The 22,041-nt window shown below is 42.7% G+C and carries 17 protein-coding genes and 1 pseudogene; 9 read left to right on the top strand and 9 right to left on the bottom strand.

The window, feature by feature from the left end; genetic code table 11:
* Positions 1–60: 60 nt before the first annotated feature.
* Positions 61–1,179, top strand: coding sequence for an urea ABC transporter permease subunit UrtC (urtC, locus tag HWQ58_RS14575; RefSeq protein ID WP_292863574.1), 1,119 nt, complete (start codon positions 61–63; stop codon positions 1,177–1,179).
* The gene (gene urtD / locus HWQ58_RS14580) at positions 1,154–1,900 is read left to right on the top strand and encodes an urea ABC transporter ATP-binding protein UrtD (RefSeq protein WP_292863521.1); all 747 of its coding nucleotides are present in this window, start codon (positions 1,154–1,156) and stop codon (positions 1,898–1,900) included. Before urtC ends, urtD begins: the two co-directional genes overlap by 26 nt.
* Before the next feature lie 21 nt (positions 1,901–1,921).
* Here the strand turns inward: urtD and HWQ58_RS14585 are convergent, their stop codons facing one another.
* From HWQ58_RS14585 to HWQ58_RS14595, 3 genes are all read right to left on the bottom strand, one after another.
* Positions 1,922–2,335: an Imm1 family immunity protein gene (locus tag HWQ58_RS14585; protein ID WP_292863524.1), complete on the bottom strand. Its 414-nt coding sequence runs from the start codon at positions 2,333–2,335 to the stop codon at positions 1,922–1,924.
* 75 nt (positions 2,336–2,410) lie between these two features.
* On the bottom strand, positions 2,411–3,052 hold the full coding sequence (locus HWQ58_RS14590; protein ID WP_292863527.1) for a hypothetical protein: 642 nt from the start codon (positions 3,050–3,052) through the stop codon (positions 2,411–2,413).
* Positions 3,053–3,308: 256 nt separating this feature from the next.
* Positions 3,309–3,902, bottom strand: a complete 594-nt coding sequence (locus HWQ58_RS14595) for a Uma2 family endonuclease (RefSeq protein ID WP_292863530.1) — start codon at positions 3,900–3,902, stop codon at positions 3,309–3,311.
* Positions 3,903–4,146: 244 nt separating this feature from the next.
* Between HWQ58_RS14595 and HWQ58_RS14600 the strand changes: the two genes are divergently transcribed.
* Both HWQ58_RS14600 and HWQ58_RS14605 read left to right on the top strand, forming a co-directional pair.
* Entirely contained in the window at positions 4,147–4,428 is a 282-nt protein-coding gene (locus HWQ58_RS14600) for a hypothetical protein (protein WP_292863533.1), read from the top strand.
* Between the two features lie 17 nt (positions 4,429–4,445).
* The gene (locus tag HWQ58_RS14605; RefSeq protein ID WP_292863536.1) at positions 4,446–4,850 is read left to right on the top strand and encodes a PIN domain-containing protein; all 405 of its coding nucleotides are present in this window, start codon (positions 4,446–4,448) and stop codon (positions 4,848–4,850) included.
* A 203-nt stretch (positions 4,851–5,053) separates the two neighbouring features.
* Here HWQ58_RS14605 and HWQ58_RS14610 read toward each other — a convergent pair whose 3' ends face one another.
* Positions 5,054–5,449, bottom strand: coding sequence for a hypothetical protein (locus HWQ58_RS14610; RefSeq protein WP_292863538.1), 396 nt, complete (start codon positions 5,447–5,449; stop codon positions 5,054–5,056).
* Positions 5,450–5,559: 110 nt separating this feature from the next.
* Here HWQ58_RS14610 and HWQ58_RS14615 point away from each other — a divergent pair, with 110 nt between their 5' ends.
* Positions 5,560–5,922, top strand: a complete 363-nt coding sequence (locus HWQ58_RS14615) for a hypothetical protein (RefSeq protein WP_292863541.1) — start codon at positions 5,560–5,562, stop codon at positions 5,920–5,922.
* A gap of 412 nt (positions 5,923–6,334) precedes the next feature.
* Here HWQ58_RS14615 and HWQ58_RS14620 read toward each other — a convergent pair whose 3' ends face one another.
* The 5 genes and pseudogenes from HWQ58_RS14620 to HWQ58_RS14640 form a co-directional block, all read right to left on the bottom strand.
* On the bottom strand, positions 6,335–7,303 hold the full coding sequence (locus tag HWQ58_RS14620) for a DUF928 domain-containing protein (RefSeq protein ID WP_292863544.1): 969 nt from the start codon (positions 7,301–7,303) through the stop codon (positions 6,335–6,337).
* A gap of 329 nt (positions 7,304–7,632) precedes the next feature.
* Positions 7,633–10,062: pseudogene (locus HWQ58_RS14625) on the bottom strand (CHASE2 domain-containing protein).
* Positions 10,063–10,216: 154 nt separating this feature from the next.
* Complete coding sequence (locus tag HWQ58_RS14630; protein ID WP_292863547.1) at positions 10,217–10,432, bottom strand: zinc ribbon domain-containing protein; 216 nt, start codon at positions 10,430–10,432, stop codon at positions 10,217–10,219.
* A 166-nt stretch (positions 10,433–10,598) separates the two neighbouring features.
* Positions 10,599–11,750 (bottom strand): DUF1822 family protein, encoded by a 1,152-nt coding sequence (locus HWQ58_RS14635; RefSeq protein ID WP_292863550.1) that lies wholly within the window; start codon positions 11,748–11,750, stop codon positions 10,599–10,601.
* A 73-nt stretch (positions 11,751–11,823) separates the two neighbouring features.
* On the bottom strand, positions 11,824–13,014 hold the full coding sequence (locus tag HWQ58_RS14640) for a sigma-70 family RNA polymerase sigma factor (protein ID WP_292863553.1): 1,191 nt from the start codon (positions 13,012–13,014) through the stop codon (positions 11,824–11,826).
* A 338-nt stretch (positions 13,015–13,352) separates the two neighbouring features.
* Here HWQ58_RS14640 and HWQ58_RS14645 point away from each other — a divergent pair, with 338 nt between their 5' ends.
* The 4 genes from HWQ58_RS14645 to HWQ58_RS14660 all read left to right on the top strand — a co-directional run bounded on the left by HWQ58_RS14645 (position 13,353) and on the right by HWQ58_RS14660 (position 21,754).
* The gene (locus HWQ58_RS14645) at positions 13,353–13,742 is read left to right on the top strand and encodes a hypothetical protein (protein WP_292863555.1); all 390 of its coding nucleotides are present in this window, start codon (positions 13,353–13,355) and stop codon (positions 13,740–13,742) included.
* 147 nt (positions 13,743–13,889) lie between these two features.
* Positions 13,890–16,109: a peptidase domain-containing ABC transporter gene (locus tag HWQ58_RS14650; protein ID WP_292863557.1), complete on the top strand. Its 2,220-nt coding sequence runs from the start codon at positions 13,890–13,892 to the stop codon at positions 16,107–16,109.
* Between the two features lie 39 nt (positions 16,110–16,148).
* Positions 16,149–17,651: an HlyD family efflux transporter periplasmic adaptor subunit gene (locus HWQ58_RS14655; RefSeq protein WP_292863559.1), complete on the top strand. Its 1,503-nt coding sequence runs from the start codon at positions 16,149–16,151 to the stop codon at positions 17,649–17,651.
* A 200-nt stretch (positions 17,652–17,851) separates the two neighbouring features.
* A complete protein-coding gene (locus tag HWQ58_RS14660; RefSeq protein ID WP_292863562.1) occupies positions 17,852–21,754 on the top strand; it encodes a filamentous hemagglutinin N-terminal domain-containing protein in 3,903 nt (1,300 codons plus the stop codon).
* Positions 21,755–22,041: the final 287 nt, after the last annotated feature.

The following is a 22,041-nucleotide window of genomic DNA, read 5'->3' on the forward strand; positions in this document are numbered from 1 at the left end:
GCGCTGCGGGAGGGTTTCCCTCCGCAGGCGACTGGTGAACCCGAAGGGAGGACGCAGAAAATGAGGAAGAGGGGAGGAGGGTTATTAATTGAGGTAGGGGTGGTGGTTACGATCGCACTTCTCCTTATAATTATCATGCCACTGCTGTTGTCGGAGTTTCGTCTGAATTTGTTGGGGCGATTTTTATCGCTGGCGATCGCAGCTTTAGGTATTGATTTGATTTGGGGTTATACTGGCTTACTAAGTTTGGGACATGGTATTTTCTTTGGTTTGGGTGGATATGCGATCGCAATGTATCTGAAACTGCAAGTCCCTACTGGAGAATTGCCTGATTTCATGGGTCTTTATGGAGTTACGGAACTTCCCGCGTTTTGGCAACCTTTTTATTCTTTTCCTTTGACAATAGCTTTGGTGGTACTAATTCCAGGGTTATTGGCGGGATTGTTGGGATATTTGGTTTTCCGAAATCGTCTCAAGGGTGTTTATTTTTCTATCTTGACTCAAGCTGGAACTATTGTATTTTTCAACTTTTTTAACGGTCAGCAAAAACTATTCAATGGTACAAACGGACTGATAGATTTTACAACCTTGTTTGGAGCAACGGTCAGCGATGCCAAAACGCAGTTTGTTTTTTACACGCTGACGGTAGTGTTTCTCGCAATCACCTATGGAATTTGTCGCTGGTTGACAACTGGACGCTTTGGGAGGTTGTTGATAGCGATTCGGGATGATGAAAGTCGGGTAAGATTTTCTGGCTATGACCCTACAGATTTTAAGGTGGTGGTGTTTGCAGTTTCTGGTGCGATCGCAGGTATAGCAGGAGCATTTTACACTATTCAAAGTGGTTCTGTATCACCCAGAGCAATGGATATTGCTTTTTCGATTGAAATGGTGATTTGGGTAGCTGTGGGGGGACGCGCTACTTTAATTGGGGCGATTGTCGGAACTTTGTTAGTAAATTATGCCCGCACTTTTTTAAGCGAACAATTTGCCGAAATCTGGCTATTTTTCCAAGGCGCACTATTTTTGATTGTCGTCACAGTCCTTCCTGACGGCATCGTGGGATGGTTACGCAGTCAAAATATTTCTCTTTTCCACCGTCGTCAAGAAATTGCTACATATCCCACCTTGGAAGAAGACCCTGAAGTGCAACATGAACGCGAAAATATTGGAAACTGAAAACGTAACTGTTAGTTTTGACGGTTTTAAGGCTTTAAACCAGCTTAACTTTAGCATGGATGTGGGTGAATTACGAGTAGTAATTGGCCCCAATGGTGCGGGAAAGACAACGTTTCTGGATGTGATTACGGGTAAAGTTCAGCCAACCGTGGGGCGAGTTTTATTCAAAGGAAGAAATCTGCGTTCTTTACCTGAATATAAAATTGCCCGATTGGGAATTGGGCGCAAGTTTCAAACACCCAGAATTTACCTGAACTTAACGCCCCGTGAAAATTTAGAAATTACCAGTAACCAGAAGAAAAATGTCTTTTCTACTTTGTTTGAACATTCTAATGCTGTTGAAAAGAATAATATTAAAGGATTATTAGAAACCATCGGTTTAACGCCGAAAGCCGATATCAGAGCTGCTTTACTTTCTCACGGAGAAAAGCAACGTTTAGAAATTGGGATGTTAGTAGCACAGTCCCCAGATTTATTACTTGTTGATGAACCCGTTGCGGGTTTAACAGATGAAGAAACATACAACATTGGCGAATTACTTTTAGCACTAGCGCAGAGTCATTCAATTTTAGTCATTGAACATGATATGGAATTTGTGCGTCAAATTGCCAAAAAAGTAACAGTATTACATGAAGGTTCGGTGCTGTGCGAAGGGAATTTTGAAGAAGTGCAAAATGACTCTCGTGTGATTGAAGTATATCTGGGAAAACAGGAAGAATGAAACAATTCGCAATACGCATTTTTATACCCGCTCAACAACTTCATCTTTTTCCCAAATAACAGATTCTTCCATTGTCCCAAGCTCCACGAAAGCTTTGGCAGCTTTAAGGGTTGTATTCAGATCAACGCAGGACGAAGCCGGATAAACACCTTCTTGCCCCCCAACTATCACGAATTCGTCTATATCTGATTTAGATGGGTCAACAAGATAGTGAAAATTCTCATTATCAAATGTCAAATACACTACATATTTTCCTAAGCCACCACTTAGAGCCATGTGGGTTTCGCTATCTGTTTCTAAGGTTACAAGTGTTTTGTGATGCCCGTCTAACTCTCTAATAGCTGATTCTATTTCTTTCCAACTATGCGCTTGCTCTACACAACCCTTGTTCTGATTTCCAATCCAATCTTCAACTGAAAATTTTGTTATGAACATAATTAACCTCACTTCAATGTAATTGTCTGACGACCGCTAGGGCTAATAACTTCTATTTCTTCTAAACCAAGCTGTCTAGCCATTCCTTTCACACCTCCGTTCTGACCACATGCTCATGCATTGATCCCGATCGACTATTAAACGCGCTCGGCCTCCTCTTAATCCTGCATCAAAGGCTTGTTGGAAAGCATCAGCTTCAGCGTGTGTGCGACTAATTGGATTTACTTTAAGTGTAATCTTTCTGCGATTGGGATTGCTGCCAGCACTGATACCAAAAAATACGCTACTACCTATCTCTAACTTTGCGATTGTAGCGCGATCGTCCTCACTACCTGCTGGAGTCAGACCAAGCTGTTGCCTATACTCTGCTAATTCTTCAAAAATAAGCTTATATTTAAGCTGTTGCATCTCCAATGCTGGAGCTAAAGTGTTTATATCTGGATTTTTTACTACCTCTTCTGAGCCAACAGGACAGCTATAAACTACATAAGTCCATATTCCTGGATTATCGGCTTCAGCACTTTCACCCTCATAAAAAGTAACCGTTCCATCTTCTTCGCACTCATAATAACCTGAGTAAACATCTTCCCAATCGCAATCTGAGTTTTCTAGCACCCATCGAATTTTAGCTAATACACCAGCAATATGATGAGGTTCAGTTTCTCTCTGGACTAAACGTTCTCCTTCCCACTCATAGTTGTGTAACTCAAGAGGCATTGCAACAAAGCTTTTAAATAGAATTAGGTTCCATAAACTGGAACCTAAATAATAACCTAATGCCTAATGTCCACCAAGTAATCTCAAAATTACTGTAAATTAGTGAATTAGTTCTTATTTAGGAAAACAGGAAAATTAAAAAATGCCATAACTTTTCTTCTCTACGAGAGGCTGCGCCAATGAGACGCTCTTGCTAGCTTGCTTCCCGGTAGGGGTACGTTAAGCTGCGCGATCGCATTTTCTATTTCCCTAGTAATTATGGTCGGTTTGCGCTGTTAAACACCTGCTCTACTGTTAGCGCCCAATCAGCAATTATTACTGATTCCATGCAAGTCGCACCTGTAAATATCTTATCCTCATACTGTCCCTCCACCCACTGGCAAATTGTAATTTGTTGTATCTGTGGGTCAACAATCCAATACTCTAATATTTCCCTAGCAGCATACTCTGTCCGCTTGTAGCGATAATCACGAACACTGTTTGCTGTTCCCGGAGAAACAATTTCAATCACTAGCGTAGGCGGCGGCATATCACGGGTGAGGGTAGCACGAGTAGCACCGATAAGGGCAGCATAAGAATCTTCTGTGTGAACCATTAAGTCAGGTAAACGACATCTCGCCCGTCGCCCCGCCACCTCAATTTCTGTATCCTTGTGAGCAACTAAATAAAAGGTGAAATGTTTTAGTAGTTCAACGAATAGAAATCTTGCCAAATTGCTATTTTCCTGACTTTCTGGTGGGATCTCAACTAGTTCTCCATCCACCAATTCATAGCGCGTGTCTGTACCATCGTCATAGGTAAGATACTCCTCAAAGGTCAGCAGTTTTTGGGTTTTCGTCGTTTGGGTCATTTGCTTTGGCTAGCATCTATTATGAAGTATGAGCTATATATTCCAGTTAGCCAAACAGTCAGTAATTACATATGGTTTGTGCAAGATGTGGAGCATTGCTAGACACAGGGGATTTCTTTGATTAATTGAAATGCTTTTAATATTACCTTCCAGTAGCCTAACAACGCCGATGTACCCGCACACAATCAATATTTGTGGAGAAAAGCTATAATTGCCCTAGCTTTAGTTGAAATCGTTTATTCCTATGAGCCAACTGCTAACATTAGAACTAAGTGATGATGTCTATGCAGCTTTGCAGCAGCAGGCTGATGCCATCGGGCTTTCGGTAGCAGAATTGATTGTGACATCTCTTGATGCGCAGCATGGTCTTCTGATTGGTGCAAAGCTACAACCAGAAGTTCAGCCAGAAGAAGCACGTCAACGGTTACTTAGTTATGCAGGTGCAATTAGCTTGGGTTATGCCACAGGTATAGATAACGAAAGCATTGATGCTGACTTGGCAAAAGCTTACACCAATGACTTTTAAGCATTGGAATGTAGATCATGCTGCTTGATACGTCAGGATTGCTCTGCTTTCTCCATAAAGATGAGCCACAACATGAAAGGGCAGTTGAACTGATTGCTACTACAAGCAGAACTCGGCTTACGCACAACTATGTTCTAGCAGAATTAGTGGCTCTAGCATTGGTTCGAGGCTTTTCCCGTTCAATTGTACTGTCATACAGCCTTGAACTGATCAACAATTCAAACGTTCAAATTGTATGGGTTGATGAGCCGCTACATCGAGAAGCAATAGATTTATTGTTAGCAAGACAGGATAAAACCTATTCATTATGTGATGCTGTAAGCTTTGTGTTGATGCGTAGGCAAGGAATTATGGAGGCATTAACAACTGATAAACACTTTGAGCAAGAAGGTTTTACTCGTTTGTTGCGGTTAGCAGGCTAACACTGCGCTGCGCCTCTGCGTGAAATTTTCATCTCTATATCTTCCATAGCAATTTCTAATGTCTGGCGATCAAATGGAAAATTTTGGACATCTTAATTGTGATAAAAAGCTCGCTTCAGCCAGAGGTAGAAACACCTTTGAGATTTTAGATTGTTCAATCCAAAATCTCAAATCCAAAATCTAAAATGGTATTATCTCATTTTCTATGCAGTTTTCTCATTCTTATCTGATGCTTGTTCTGCAAGATTTTTTAAGCGGCTCGCTCTCATTTTGCGGAGGCGATCGCTATTGCGAACACCACCCGCCATTTCATATTCAGCGCTGTCTTTGCCGTACTTGATCGCAACCACCATTAACATTTTCTCAGAAAGCTGCTTCAAGTTTTTTTCCATCTCTTCAACTTCTGTTAAAGTAGAGTCAACTATAGCCAGAGCGCTATTATGAACATCAAGTTTGTTACGCAACTGTTCGATTGACTCAATCAGTTTTTCTAAAGTATAATTTTCTTCAAATTTAATGCTTGGAAGAATCGATTTCATCCCAGATGCTCTTAATTCAGCTTTTTCTAAAACGCGGGATGTACGTTTTTGACGAGACATAATTTTGCTCTTTTAAGATACTTCTAGAACTAGCTTGCCTCAATTAAACCCAATTCCGGTTCAGCATAAATCGCCATTCCCGATCGTAAAATTTTTCGCTTATACCAGTAATGTCTCGGTATATAATTACTCATGTACCAAGGCAAGAGGTAGGAAACACGAGAGTAGTTGCTACAGGCTTGAGAGTAGTCGCTACAGGCTTGAGAGTAGTCGCTACAGACTTGAGAGTAGTCGCTACAGACTTGAGAGTAGTCGCTACAGATTTGAGAGTAGTCGCTACAGACTTGAGAGTAGTCGCTACAGACTTGAGAGTAGTCGCTACAGACTTGGGAGTAGTCGCTACAGACTTGGGAGTAGTCGCTACAGACTTGAGAGTAGTCGCTACAGACTTGGGAGTAGTCGCTACAGACTTGAGAGTAGTTCTGAAATTGACAAGCTGTTTTCTGATTGGGGCGATCGCTATCCATCGCTGAATCTGGCCGATGTTTACGCCACAATCGCCTTTTACCTCAATCACCAGGCAGAAGTAGAAGCCTACTTGCAACAGCGACAGCAACAATCACAAGAGATTCGGGCAATGAATCAAGCGAGATTTGATCCACAAGGCTTGCGCGATCGCCTGCTTGCCCGCAAAACAGCGCCAGAAGCATTTTAAAACTGCTTGCTGATGAAAACTTTGATAATTTTTAACAGAGCGATCGCCAGATAGAGACTTGATATCAAAACTAAACAGTTAAAAATGCAACAACAATTAGCGATCGCAAAATTACAGCAATTTTCATCTATTTGAACCACATCTGTTGTAGGGGCGCAAGGCCTTGTGCCCCTACCGCGTGGTCTATTTACCTGAACCGACTTTTGCAAGAGGTCTATTGCTTTGCTATGCTACTTTGCATTGGCTTGGCAACACTCTATCAGAGGTTGTTTAGCTAAATTCTCTAAATCTACGGATTTAAGCAAATTCATCCACTCCACCGCTAGAGTTGGATCTTCAGGTTTGCTAAGACGTAATTCAGCCAAAGTAGTCAAAGCATCGTACCAAATGCCATTCTGGGCATAAAGGTTTACCCGTTGCGGAGGAGTTGCTTGCTTTAAGCTATCTACTAATTTAGGATTTAGATTGACCCGTTGCACCCATCCTTCTACATACTCCTGTTCTACGGGTTGTTGTGGATTGCAAATGACTTTTATCTTGAAAAACCAGTGATACATCTTGTCTGCTTGCAATGGGGGAGTATTTGCGCTTAAGGGAATGCTAATAATTCCTGGTACTTCTGGTATTGTTACTATTGTTCGGTAAAGAGTTTGACTTGGTTTAATTGACTCATCTTTGAGAACAAACTCGATGGAATCAATTGTAGATTTTTTATAAGGGACAAAAAACCAAAAAGTTGGAGATTTTTCAGCCGTAAAACCCCAAACTTTAGTAACAGAGACAGCTTCTGTTTGTCCTTGTTTGAGTCTCTCTTCGTATATAGGTACAAGTGCAATAACAGACTGATTACTAACACCACAACCACGACTTGCAGCTCCGCCGCGATCGCCTGCTGCCCCCCTGTCTGGAGGAGGCACAGGAGGCGAAAATCCGCGACTTGCATCCCCTCCCCCTCCGCGACTTGCACCCCCTCTGATACGGCCTCCAGGAGGCGCTCCAGGAGGGAAAGCAGGCGGCGAAAAAACCCGACTTGCAGCTGTTTTGCGATCGCCTGGGGCACTCCTGTCTGGAGGAAGCGGAAATTTCTTAGGAGTGGCCGCAACTGGTGTCATCCAAATCATTGGAGAATAGCCGATAATTCCCAACAAAGTTATTCCGAATACCGCGATTAATTGTATTTTTTGCCAATAGCTTTTCATAAAAACTCCTGACTTCTGCCTGATAAACGGCGATTTTCATGCTTCAAATTGGCGTTATTATTGAACATAATTCAGGAGTCAGGAGTCAGAATAGAGGAAAGGTATTCTGTATGACTGGCGGATGAATAATCGGCGTTTTTGCACTCCACAAAATTGAAAATTTGGTGTTCTTTAATCAGTCGCGGGTCTGAATCCCCAACTGATAGTGCAGCGTAAAGCCTTCTCTTCTCCCAAGGGGAGACGCTATGCGAACGAGAGGCTTCGCCAACGGCATGGCTTCGCTTAGAGCGAGTCCGCAAGCGTCTTGATTCTGACTCCTGAATTCTTCTTCAATAATTTTTAAATTTCATGTTTATGTAAGTTGTAGCTATTAAACTATTACCTACTAAAGCCAACATAGCAGGAATGAGGGGAACCCAACAACTATATACAATTAAAAATATAAAACAGCTAACGTATAAACTGATAATGGCTATTCCTCCTGCCAAGCTTAAATAAATGAATCGGTGCAGATAAGCAGTAAACAAACCGCCTAAAAAAGACCAACCCCACACCCAAATTACCTCACCCCAAAGCGGCCAAGTCCACAACAGAGGTTTTCCGTCCAAAGCAGCACTGAGCAGTTGACTGACCATTTGGGCTTGTAAAAAGACTCCTGGTATTGCCTGTAATGTCCCTTGAGGAGTGGTGTAGGGAGTTAACCAGTAATCACCAAAAGTTTCTGCTGTTGTGCCAATAATTACTATTTTGTCTTTGACTGCATTGGCATTTAGCTTACCCGTTAGCACTTGTTGTAAGGTCATACTTGGTGCGTTGGCGAAGCCTACCGAAGGTATCGCTTCTGGTGAAGGAGAAGAACGATAATTTAATAAAATTTGGTGTCCAAAAGCATCAACTCCTTGATAACCTCCGGTATGAGCTTCTATTGGTTTAAATGTCAGCTTCCCTAATTGCCATGCGTCATCACGAGTAAACTGCAACTCAATTCCCTTCGTATACAGGTAATGCAGCGCCAGTTGAACGCTCAGGGCATAGGGCGCAGTGCAAGGCGATGAGGGCGAATGAGTTAACGATAACAGATGGCGACGCACGACATGATCTGAATCTACGACAATATCGCTAAAACCGAGATTCTGTGAAGAAAGTTCTGGGGGTGGTTTCACACCTGGTTTTCCTGCTTGGAAATCGCTGAGTTGACATACCCCGACAAAGCGATCGCTTTATCGCATTCTTTCTGCCAATACTGGATAATTCTTATCCACTGGATAATCTCGGTATATATCTAAACCAATAACTTGTGGTTGATATGCCTCTAATTTTTCTAACAGTTGGGCAAGTGATTTGTCTGACAACGAACCTTGAGGTTTTTCCGGTTTTTGCGCCTGCACATCTTCTTCAGTCACAGTGACAATCAGTAGGCGTGAGTCTGGTTTTTCAGGAGGACGCAAGCGTATCAGTTGGTCAAATGCACTTAGCTCTAATGGTTGCAGCACTCCCAAATACCGTATCCCGATTAATATTCCAGTTACTACCATGCTCGCCAGTAAGATTAATGAGAAGCCAAGCCGATGTGTGGTTCCTCTAACAGGCGTGGTTTGAGACAAAGATGCAGAAGGATTGTGTGTATTTATAAACAATTCTCCCCAATTCAACGGCATTTCAGCCGGATTTTGAAAGATGACAGGCAACCATGTAGCGCAGGGAAATTGGTTTTCTAGTCCCTGTAACCTTTCTCGTGCTTCCCTTACGGCTAAATACAACGAACCTCCCCGTGCGAAGGCTGACAAAAAATACTTTAAAAACTGTTGCGCCACGCGATCGGGTACAGGCTCTCGCATCACGATAATTTGAGGAATATGTAAATCTGCAAACTCCCATGCCAATCCCAAGCCATCACAGGAATTGAAAATCGCTAGTTGTAGACCTCGTTCTACTGCTTTTTTCAAAGCATACTTTAACTGGCTAATTGTGAGACTTTCTGTTTGATTGATGTAGATTTTTCCTGTTTGATTCGTTTCCTGAGTGGAACTATGTCCGGCAAAAAATAGAATCTGCCAATTCTGCTCCCATAGCTGGTCAGTCAGGTCAAGGCATTGTGGTTCAACTAAAAAAGTGATATCTGTATTGGGTAACAAATTAAGTAGCGCCTGGTCTGCTTTGGTATCAATACCTTGACTGTTACCCAAAATCGCTAAGATTTTTACTCTGTCGGATGTAGTTGCTATACGGTTAAGGTTGACTTGTTCGTAGGCAGGAGCGCTCAGGGCTATTTCTGCCTGGGGATAGCGTTCTATCAAATCCCAAAGATGCCAGGGGAGTTTCTGCAATCGCAGGTCTTTGGTTTGTAAAAGCATCTGAATATTATCCGCAAGCATGAGTTTTTCTAACAATTTCTCGCGGATGGAACGAAAGGAATCGGAAGCAAGCCAAGTATTAAAACTTACTTTAAATTCCTCACTCACTTGCTGGCAGTATTCTAGGCTGGGGACTTGGACTTGGTTAAGTTCTTTATGTAAACCAATCGGACGAGATGGCAGCCTTAAATTACGATAAATAGATTGCCAACGGTGATAATCGCGGAGAATTTCTGGGTTGGGGGGAAGTTCGCCTGTGATTTCCACAGTCGGGCGGACATTTTCATTGCCAATCTGTAGAGTCACGGTAAACCCATGTTCAAAGTTTCCCTCCCCTAAGTTTAAGATGATTAACTTGTCCACAGCTAGTTCTCCGTTATATAAAACCTGTCCAAAGCTATTCATAACTAGACTTTTCTATACTAGATAACTTGTACTAATTAACCTGCTTTGGATTTCGTTTACTTCCTGTTTCAATCTAGAGAAGTCGGCTTCACCTAGTCCACAGGCTATCACTGTCTAACTGACAGCTTTTGACACCAAGTTGCTCGCCTATTGGCTACAAGCCAAGACCGCAGTGACTCAAATTAATTGCCGCATTTAAATCGCGGTTAATCACAAATTTGCAATGTTCACATTCAAATACTCTTTGTGCTAAATTGAGTGTTTCTTTTTTGGTTTTACAAAGGGATCGGGCAGGGGCGGTTTTGGCTTTAGACAAAACCGGGGTGGGGTGACGCGGTGAGTAACCGTAAGTGAATGAATTAAATATCACGTCTTGACAAGGGTTTTACGTTAAGTTGACAATAATGGGCACTACCGTGCCCTTACACCCTGCTGTATGTATCTTGGTTGCTAAATGAATTGCCTACTGTGTGTAGTTAAATTCAGTGTAAGAGTAAATAATAGAGGCTAAACGTGAAGATTTTTGAAGGTAACACTTAAAACCGCAAAATCTCTCGGTCATAGTCTTCAGGTGTGGGTTCTATTTCCCAAACCAATCCTTCTCCTAGCTCCAAAATTACTTCCAAATACAACATATCTACAGGAGTTGTTGCCGTATCTTGATTATTTTCAAAAGCTTGTAAGTCTTCCGTTAGTAATCGGAGCTTAAACCCAGCCGGAATTTGACTATCAAGAGTTGTACTTCGCAATTCAAAACGCCAAACATAGTTTTCAGAAGCGCTTTTTGGGAAAATACGTAACTCGTATGTTTGCTCTGCAATTATTATTTGCCGAGACAAGCCGAGAACTGGTTCTGCACTCCGCATTCCGGCAGGTACGACAACGAATTCTCTTTTTTCCCATCCCCACTGTTGAGCTAAATTGGCTACTCCTGTTTGTAACCATTGCGGAATTGACGACTGTATGAGTAAACCCTGACGCAGTTCATACAACTTTTTTCGCCAACCGCTATGTGTCAAGAGCGCACCCCAGAGTGAAAATGGAACTGCCAAACGCGGGAATTTCACATCGCGATCGCCCAATCTTTCTAAAAGGTTTTCTGCCTGGATTTTGGCAATAGAATCTAAAGGTGCAATCTCAGCACGTAAGGCTTCTGACCGATCGAGTTGGCGTGTAACCCACAGCACATTAATATCTGGAATTAAATCTTCACTTTCTAAGCTGTAAGTGCGATCGCCAGCATCATAAACCCCTTTTGTTTTCAGAATTTGATGGGTTGTGTAGCCAAAAATCTTCATCCAGCCATCATCGGGATTAACTTGTACTGCTATGTAATAGTCAGCAACCCATTCTGGTATATCTACCCATTCCTGCGGTACACGCAACTCATCGTCATCCATCGCCAGGGTGGGAATTAAGACAAGGCGATCGCGATCGAAAGTAATAGCTGTGCCATTGACTACTTCCCAAAAACTCGGCAATGCCGCACTGTTAGGATAAACCCTGGCGGTGGCAGCAATTTCCTCCTTGAACCAAGGCAAAAATGCTTGTAAGCATTTTTGATTTATCCACCCACGTTGACAAGCACCAGCTGTTGAGTATGGTTGTTCTTGCGCCTCTGGAGATTGGGTAATTTCCAAGTATAAATGCTCTGAGTCAATGGTGAATGGGGGAGGTGGGTTCAACATAAATAATTTTAGAATGGCTCCATATAAAGACCATATTAAGGAGAGGGGAGAGACAAAATTATTTCTTGTCTGCTCATTGAATTTGGGTATGGCTATATTGGACTTTGAGCCATTCCTCTAAACTTGTGTTTATAGCATCTACTACGTCGGATTTAGGAGAAATATGCAAGGTGTTTTGACTCCATTGCGTGAGAGTCAAAAGCAATGACTTTTTAATGCTGCTCAGGCGACGGGAAACAGTATATTGCTTAATTTCTAACTGTGCAGCAATTTCTTGTTGAGTCAGTTGTTGAACGTAGTAAGCTTGCAGTACTTTTTGGGACTCAGCATTGAGTGCAGCGATCGCTTTGTACAAAACTTGGTTTAACTGAGTTTGCTGCGATCGCATATTCGCAGCTTCTTCCTGCTCAATAATTTCCGTTAGCAAAGATGTTTGCAAATCTACAGGCAGTATATCTAATAAATTACCATCTTCTTCTTGTTTGAGGGGAGCGTCTGCGGAAACAAACTTAGGATAGAGGAAAGTACGGGCAGCTTTAGCAGCAGATAATACCCAGGTTTCTATGGTTTGCTGATTGACTGTGGCAGTGGGTGAACTCAATCGGCTGAAACGTTCTGCATTATAAAGATTACTAATAGCCTCCCAAGTCCGAGCATCTGGTTTGGAAAGCTGACGAATTTTTGTATTGTCACCTGTGTAGAGTTCCTTAAAGCATTCCCAGGCTAAAACATAACTCTCGATGCTTTCGGCGTTAAATCCGGCATTTTGTAATGACTGCACTAGTCGTTTGCGGCTGAGTTTATGCAATAATGCCCAGTCTGAGCAAATGTCTGCTTCCCGGTGTAAGCGCAGTGCATCTTTGATAATCGATTCAAAAGCTAATTGTGCATAGGCTTTTAAATGCGAACTGTATTGAGGGTTGAAAGTTTTGAGTATTTTGTTAATATGAGCGATCGCCATCTGAAAACAATCTGCTACAGACGACTGCGTGGGAAAGTTGAGGACAAATTTTCTAGCAGTCCAATAGCACACCTCTTGTAAGTAAGCAGAAATATGTGCCAGTGCCACAGCACTAGATTGAGTCTGCCAAACTCTATACCAGTAAAGTGCCCAAAAGGTATCTGATTCCTCAGTTAACGACTGTTCCAGGCAAACTTTCATACTGCGCCGCAGTTTGGCATCTGTTGCCCAACCGCTAAATTGGTCTACATCAAATTGCACAAAGGTAGAAAAGATTTCAACAATGCCCTGTCGGGGTTGCATGGAATACTTGCCGATAGCTGATTTCAATTATAATACAGCCATACAGCCAAAAGTTAATTCCTTGCTGCGTAAGTATTTTACAGATTTTTCAAAATTTTTCCAATCCAAGTGCATAAAAACTAACAGTCATCGTAGAGAGTGATATGCAGAGAAGTTCATTTAGAAAGATGCTTTCTTTGGGGAATAGCGGAATCATTGAATAAGTTCGTTAAATACAGAACAAAATTTCGATAGTTACATCCACAAATTCATCCTACAAATATGCAATTTCTTAAAAGTTACCTAATTATCTCTGCATCATCTAATTAACATTGAAGTATTGTTAGGAGATTTGCATCATGCTACAAACAACTTCTAAAGCAGGAAAAGATTCTTTTTCTATCAGTTTTGATGACCAGGATGGCAATTTATTATCTGAATTAAGCTACGATGAAGCCTCTGAAATTATGGGAGGTTTTACAGTTATCAACAATTCAGGTAGCACGAGAGGTTTTTATAATTTTGGACAGAGCGTAGTGCCACAACAGCAAGTTTTACAACCTGGACAAAGCGGTAATTATAATGGAGAATATATTTTATATAATTCTTCAATAACCCAATTTAAACCAGCATTATCACAGCAACTGGGTGCAACAGACACAGTAAGTTTTACTCTGCAAGGAGATACTGTACTTGCTGCTAAACCTCTAAGCACCATTGGCGTTTTCTCGCTCCCCTTGCCAATTTAATGATTTGAATTTCCCAGGTTATATTGTCCTGTCTCGGTTCAGATCAAAGAGCCAACTACTCAAAAATCTGAATGGAAAAATTAAACACTCAATACAGTCGGGTCACAAGATCCGATTGTATTTTCTCGCCAATCATCACACCAGAAGATGAAATACCAAATAGTCCTTCAACACAGCGAAGAAGACTGTGGTGCAGCGTCCTTAGCCACCATTGCCAAACACCACGGACGCACATTTACCCTCAATCGCGTCCGGGAAGCCGTAGGCACAGGTTCCAGAGGAACATCCTTGCTGGGATTAAAGCGGGGTGCAGAAGTACTGGGATTCAACGCTCGCCAAGTTAAAGCCAGTCCCCAACTAATCGACCAATTAGATCAAGCTCCCTTACCAGCGATTATCCACTGGAAAGGCTACCACTGGGTCGTATTATACGGACAAAAAGGCAAAAAATACATCATCGCTGACCCTGGTGTTGGTATTCGTCATCTTACCCGTCAAGAGTTAATGGCGGGTTGGGGTAATGGCGTAATGTTATTGCTGACTCCAGACGACAGTCGTTTTTATCAACAAGAATCAGATAAAATTGGCGGACTGGGAAGATATCTGCAACGGGTTTGGCCTTATCGCTCTATTCTCGCTCAAGCGATCGCCATTAACATCGCCATTGGACTGCTTTCTTTGGCATCTCCCTTTATGATGCAATTACTCACCGATGATGTCTTAGTACGAGGCGATACCCAACTACTAACCACCGTCGCCATTGGCGTTATCGCCATGAACTTAATTAGAAGCGCCATTAGTTTAGTCCAATCTCACCTTATCGGTCACTTCGGTCAAAGATTGCAATTAGGACTAATTCTAGAATACGGACGCAAACTTTTACATTTACCCCTTTCCTACTTTGAAGGACGACGCAGTGGGGAAGTTGTCAGCCGCATTGCCGATGTCAAAGCCATCAATAATTTAGTTTCCCAAATTGTCCTCGGATTACCTAGTCAATTCTTTATTGCTGTAATTTCCTTGGGTTTTATGCTCTTTTACAGTTGGGAACTAACTCTAGCTTCCATAGTTGCATTTATGGTTGTCACGGGTGTTAACCTGCTTTTCTTACCTGCGATGCGGCAGAAAACCCGAAATTTAATTGTTTCAGGTACAGAAAACCAAGGCTTTCTGGTAGAAACATTTCGCGGCATCCAAGTATTAAAAACTACCCAAGCCACTCCCCAAGCTTGGTCAGAATACCAAGGGAATTATGGTCGCCTCGCCAATTTGGGCTGGAGTATGATGAAACTGGGACTGTATAGCAGTACAGTTACTGGCATTCTTTCCACCTTCATTAGTATTGGCATCCTTTGGATAGGTAGCTATTTAGTCATTAATCGCACCTTAACAATCGGTCAATTAATGGCATATAACGGCATGAGTGGCAACTTTCTCGGCTTCTTAGGTGCTGCCATCGGCTTAGTAGATGAGTTTATCACAGCCCAGATAGTCCTGCAACGCATGACAGAAGTTATTGACGCTACTCCAGAATCCGAAAATGATTTTAAAAAGCCTTGGGCACAAATTCCTGGAAATGCAGATATTACTTGCACTGAACTTAACTTTCATCACGCAGGTAGAGTTGACCTCCTACAAGATTTTTCCTTAACTATTCCTGGCGGTAAAGTCATTGCTTTAATTGGCAAATCTGGCTGTGGTAAAAGTACCCTGGCAAAATTGATGACTGGCTTATATAAAGTCGAGTCTGGCAATATTCGTTATGGTTTTTATAATCAGCAAGACCTCTCCTTAGAATGTTTGCGGCAACAAGTGGTATTAGTTCCCCAAGAACCCCACTTTTGGAGTCGTTCTATTATTGATAACTTCCAGTTTAGCTATCCCCATATTAGTTTTGAAGAAATTGTTAAAGCTTGTCAAATTGCAGGTGCAGATGAATTTATTAGCAAACTACCTGATAAATATCAAACTGTTTTAGGAGAATTTGGGGCAAATCTTTCTGGTGGACAACGCCAAAGATTAGCCATAGCCAGAGCCATAGTTACTCAGCCACCGATCTTAATTTTAGATGAATCCACAGGCGCACTCGACCCAGTAAGCGAAAGACAAGTACTAGATAGACTTTTATCCTATCGTCACAATCAAACGACTATTTTAATTAGTCACCGTCCCAAGGTGATACAAAGGGCAGATTTAATTGTATTTTTAGAACAAGGACGCTTAAAAATCCAAGGTACACCAGAAGAATTGCGCTCTTTACCTGGCGAACATTTAGATTTCTTAGATGATATTTTCCCCTCTCATAATGGGTTGGCGCTGATATCTTCCCCGGCTCATCATAATGGTAAGACTGCGATTATTAATTAAGATAATTCGTAATTCGTAATTCGTAATTGGTATGACATCATGGTTAGCAACACAAATTTTCTCCCCCCAATTCAAACAAACGAATTTCTCCCACCAATTACTCGTTGGACAACATGGGGTGGAATGTTTATTCTCTGCGTTCTCGGATTAGCTGTGCCACTTGCTGCAATTTGTAAGTATAAGGTTACAGTCCAAGCACAGGCGGTTGTGCGTCCGGCGGGTGAATTGCGAATTGTGCAAGCGGCGACTGAAGGCCAGGTGATGCACATTTATGTCAAAGAAAATCAACTTATCAAAAAAGGAGATGCGATCGCAACTATCGATGACTCCCGTCTGCAAACCAAAAAGAGTCAATTGCAAACTAGTATTCAACAATCTAAGTTACAACTAGTGCAAATCAATGCCCAGATTAGTTCCCTCAACAGCCAGATTCGAGCCGAAACTGACCGCATCAACCGGATTATTACTGGCGCCCAAGCCGAATTGAGCGGTCGCCGTCGGGAATATCAAGATAAAAATCTTACCACTGTTTCCGAACTCCAAGAAGCTGATGCCAACGTCAAAATTGCTGAGAAAGAATTGCTGGCTGGGGAAGCACAGTTAAAAACAGCACAAGCGAATCTCCATGCTACTGAAGCTGCCTTGGGTGTAGCCCAGTCAAAACAGAAGCGATATGAGAGTGTAGCCAACCAAGGGGCGCTATCTCAGGATCAATTGGAAGAAGCACAATTAGCTGCCAGACAGCAAGAGCAAGCGGTAAAGGCGCAAGCAGCAGCAGTAGAGGCGCAAAAACAGACAATAGAACGGTTACAACAAGCAGTATCTGCTGTGATTGCGAGAAGACAACGCGCCCAAGTTGCCGTAAATCCAAGTAATACAGAAGTAACTGTTGCTACTGAGCGAATCGCTCAAGAAAAAGCCGGAGGGGAAAGTAACAAAGCAACATTAGAAAAAGAACGCCAAACCCTAGTTAACCAACAGATTGAAATTGAAAAGCAGTTAGAACGTGATACTAGCGAACTCAAACAAGCCAAAATAGATTTAGCTCAAACTGCGATCGCAGCTACCGCCGATGGTATCATTTCCCAACTCAATCTGCGAAACCCAGGTCAAACTGTACGTGCTGGCGAGGAAGTATTGCAAATTGTCCCCACTGATGCGCCTCAAATTTTGAAGGCAGCAGTAGCATCTGATGATCAAAGTAAGTTAAAAATTGGTCAAAAAGTCCAAATGCGGGTCAGCGCTTGCCCCTATCCAGATTATGGTACTCTGAATGGTCAAGTGCAGACGATTTCTCCAGATGCGATCGCTCCTCAAAAGAATGGCACAAATGCATCGATGAATGGCACTACTAGCCTAAAAGCTACTGCATCAGCTGCTTTCTATGAAGTCACAATTGAACCAGAAACTTTGGTTTTAGGTAAAGGGAAAAACCAGTGTCACATTCAATTGGGCATGGAGGGTAGGGTTGATATTATTTCCCGTGAAGAAACTGTGCTGCAATTCTTTCTCCGTAAAGCGAGGTTGATTAGTGATTTTTAACTTTTTATTTTGGTATATCTTACCTAAGTTTAAGTTTTAAAAATTTTGCTTTCATCTAGTTAAAATATTTGATGAAATTAATTGTAGAAAAATTGATCGGGACGACTAGCTGAAAACCTTTGAAGATGTGGCTCAAAGCCGTGGCTTAAGGGAATTGCATATTCACAGGTATGAAATGAGCAAACGAGGCTGGTTGTGACATGGCAATCTATGGAGATAAAAATTTGCACTCAAATTTATTAGGAGTGTTTAGTATTATTGGAGTGCTTGCTCATGTCATATTTGGTGGTGAAAATCACGCCTTAGCCCAGATTACCCCTGATGGAACATTGGGTAATAACTCTTCAAGAATCACTCCCAATGTCAATATTAAAGGTAGTGCTGCTGACCGCATTGATGGTGGAACAATTCGCGGTGCTAACCTGTTCCATAGTTTTCGTGAATTCAATGTCGGAGAATCCCAGCGAGTTTATTTTGCCAATCCCACGGGAATCTCCAATATTCTCACACGGGTGACGGGAAGTAATATCTCGAATATTCTTGGTACTTTGGGGGTGAACGGCGGTGCAAATTTATTTTTGATCAATCCCAATGGCATTTTATTTGGGAAGAATGCACGACTAGATGTAGCGGGTTCCTTTGTCGGAAGTACGGCGAATTCTTTTGTGTTTGGCAATGGGTTAGAATTTAGTGCAACTAATCCTCAGACTCCTTCCTCATTACTAACAGTTAATCCTTCAGCTTTACTATTCAATCAAATTGCTGCTGCACCGATTCAAAACAACTCAGTCGCACCAGCAGGAATAGATCCCGCAGGTTTGAATGCATTTGGTTTACGAGTAGGAGATGGTAAAAGTTTGCTGCTAGTGGGCGGTAATGTCAGCATGGATGGTGGGAAATTAATTGCTTCTGGTGGGAGAGTTGAATTAGGGGGGTTAGCGGCGCCTGGAAATGTCAATCTTGTTTTGAATGGGGACAATCTCAGCTTGAAATTTCCTCTGAATGTGACTCGTGCAGATGTATCGCTTACCAATCAAGCAGGTGTGTTTGTGCAAGGGGCTGGTGGCGGTAATATTGCTATCAATGCCCGAAATGTAAAGATATTAGGCGGAAGTCCCCTTTCTGCTGGTATCGCTGAAGGTTTGGGGACACCTGAGACTGTTGCAGGGGATATTACGCTAAATGCTACCGGAGAAATCAAAGTTGCTGGTTCTGATAGCGGGATTCGCAATTTAGTAGAAGAAGGAGCAAAAGGTAAAGGAGGCAACATTACCATCGATTCTGGTGACTTCTCTCTAAGTGATGGCGCTCAACTTTCTGCCTCAATTTTTGGACAGGGGAATGCGGGGAATGTGACAGTGGGTGCAAAAAATGCCGTTGACCTTGCAGGTAATGCTAGCATCAGTAGCCAAGTGGGAGCTGGAGGTGTGGGTAAGGGTGGTAATATCGACATCAATGCTACAACACTGTCACTCACTGATGGCGCTCAACTGATAACCTCTACTAGTAGTGTATTTTATAGCCTAAACATTCCAGCAGGAAGAGGGGATGGAGGGAATGTCAATGTTAAAGTAACAGGTGCTATTAATATTGCTGGGAAGAAAAACGATGTTCAAAACGGTCTTCCAAGTGGTATTTACAGCTTTGTGAGCACAAGAACAGTTAGCAATGGGGGTAACATTACCATTGATTCTGGTGACTTGTCTCTAAGTGATGGCGCTGCACTTTCTGCCTCAACTTTTGGACAGGGAAATGCGGGGAATGTGACAGTGAGTGCAAAAAATGCTGTTTACCTTACAGGTAATGCTAGCATCGAAAGCCAGGTGGGAACCGAAGGTGTAGGTAAGGGTGGCAATATCAACATCAATGCAGCAACACTGTCACTACGAGATGGCGCTTCACTGCAAACCTCCATTCGTACTGGAACTGATACCCAAGCAGCAGGAAGAGGAGATGCAGGCAATATCAATGTTAAGGTAACAGGTGCTGTTGATATTGCTGGAGAGAAAAACAGTATTAGAAGTGGGATTTACAGCTTTGTAGACACAGGAGCAGTGGGCAATGGGGGTAATATTACCATCGATTCCGGTGACTTTTCTCTAAGTGATGGCGCTGTACTTTCTACCTCAACTTTAGGAGTGGGGAATGCGGGGAATGTAACAGTGAGTGCAAAAAATGCTGTTGACCTTGCTAATGCTTACATCTTCAGCACGGTGGCAGCCGGAGGTGTGGGTAAGGGTGGCAATATCGACATCAATGCAGCAACCCTGTCACTCACTAATGGTGCTAGCCTTCTAACCTTTACTAATGGTGCATTTGATAGCCAACCAGCAGGAAGAGGGGATGCAGGCAATGTCAATATTAAGGTAACAGGTGCTGTTGATATTGCTGGAGAGAAAAACGGTTTTACTAGTGGGATTTCTAGCTTGGTATCCACAGGAACAGTTGGCAATGGGGGTAACATTACCATTGATTCTGGTGACTTCTCTCTAAGTGATGGCGCTGTACTTATTGCCTCAACTTTAGGAGTGGGGAATGCGGAGAATGTAACAGTGAGTGCAAAAAATGCTGTTGACCTTGCAGGTAATGCTTATATCTTCAGCACGGTGGAAGCGGGAGGTGTGGGTAAGGGTGGTAATATCGACATCAATGCAGCAACCCTGTCACTCACTGATGGTGCTAGCCTGCTAACCTATACTAGGGGTGCATTTGATACCCAACCAGCAGGAAGAGGGAATGCAGGCAATGTCAATGTTAAGGTAACAGGTGCTGTTAATATTGCTGGGCAGAAAAACGGTTTTAGAAGTGGGATTTACAGCTTTGTAGACACAGGAACAGTTGGCAATGGGGGTAACATTACCATCGATTCTGGTTCATTTTCGTTACGAGATAGCGCTCAACTTGAAGCCTTAACTTATGGACAGGGGAATGCGGGGAATATTCGCATCAATGTAAAAGATGCGGTAACTGTTTCTAATTTTAGTGGTTTATTTACATATACTGATTCTACTTCCACTGGCATTGGTGGTGATATCACCGTAAACAGCAATATCTTTCGGATCTCGAACGGCGCTTTCCTAGATGCAAGCACTAGAAATAATCAAAAGGGTGGCGATATTACGGTAAATGCAAATCTCTTTGAAGCACTCAATGGTGGACAACTCACCAGTACTACCTCAAGCAATGGACGTGCAGGTAAAATAACTGTCAACGCTGATGATCAGGTAATAATTAGTGGTATTGACCCTACTTACAGCGATAGCATTACTAACTTTCCTGACGAGGTAGCAAATATCGGTGCTAACAGCGGCTTATTTGTCAGTTCCACTGGTTCAGGAATCACAGGCGACATCGAAATCAACTCACCCAAAATTACTTTAGACAACCAAGGTAAACTCAACGCTGAATCTGCATCTGGTAACGGTGGTAACATCAACGTCAATAGCGACTTACTTTTACTTCGTCATGGTGCTAAAATCTCCACCAACGCAGGTACAGAAAAATTAGCTGGTGATGGCGGTAACATCAATATCAACTCAAGATTTATCGTTGCAGTTCCCAAAGAAAATAGCGATATCAGCGCTAACGCCTTTACAGGGATTGGTGGTAGAGTTGACATTACAACAAACGGTATTTTCGGTATTCTCCGGCAAAAAAGCCCAACCGAAAACAGTGACATTACAGCGAGTTCGGAATTGGGGGTGAGTGGCGAAGTAACCATCAACAGTCCAGATACTGACCCCAGTCGCGGCTTAATTGAACTACCCTCTAACCTTGTGGATGCATCCCAACAAATTGCCCAAGGTTGCACTCCTAGAAGAGGACAAAATGCTAGTCGTTTTATCGCTACAGGACGCGGTGGATTACCCCAAAGTCCTAACGAGCCGTTGCGGGGACGAGCAGTGATTACTGGTTGGGTAGATTTGCCCGCACAAGCAACACAGAGAGTCACGGATAAATTATCTACTGCATCTATGACCAAATCTACCGATCCGATTGTGGAGGCTCAAGGATGGATCGTTGATGGTAAGGGTAATGTTATGCTTGTGGCTCAATCTGTGCAAAGTTCTTCTATTCCCTCTGCCATATCCTGTAGTCAATGATTCGTTACTCCAAGAGTTGGGGGAAGAATTCCGATGAAACCCAAGAGTCATAAAAACAAATCAGTGTCGCACGCCACTTGCTTCTCCCAAGGGGAGACGCTGCGCGAACAACGGGGGGAAAATACGCAACGCAGTGGCTCCTCAAGTCGGGAAACCCGCCCCTACTAGCTGTCTTTCCTTCTCCCAAAGGGAGAGGCTAACGCCAAGGGAGAAGACTGCGACTCCCTCACCCATGCAGCGTCTACGCTTTGTATCAGTTCAATTCTTGCGTAGGCGTAGCCCGTCGT

This window comes from Nostoc sp. LPT (assembly GCF_017115165.1).
Taxonomy (GTDB): domain Bacteria; phylum Cyanobacteriota; class Cyanobacteriia; order Cyanobacteriales; family Nostocaceae; genus Nostoc.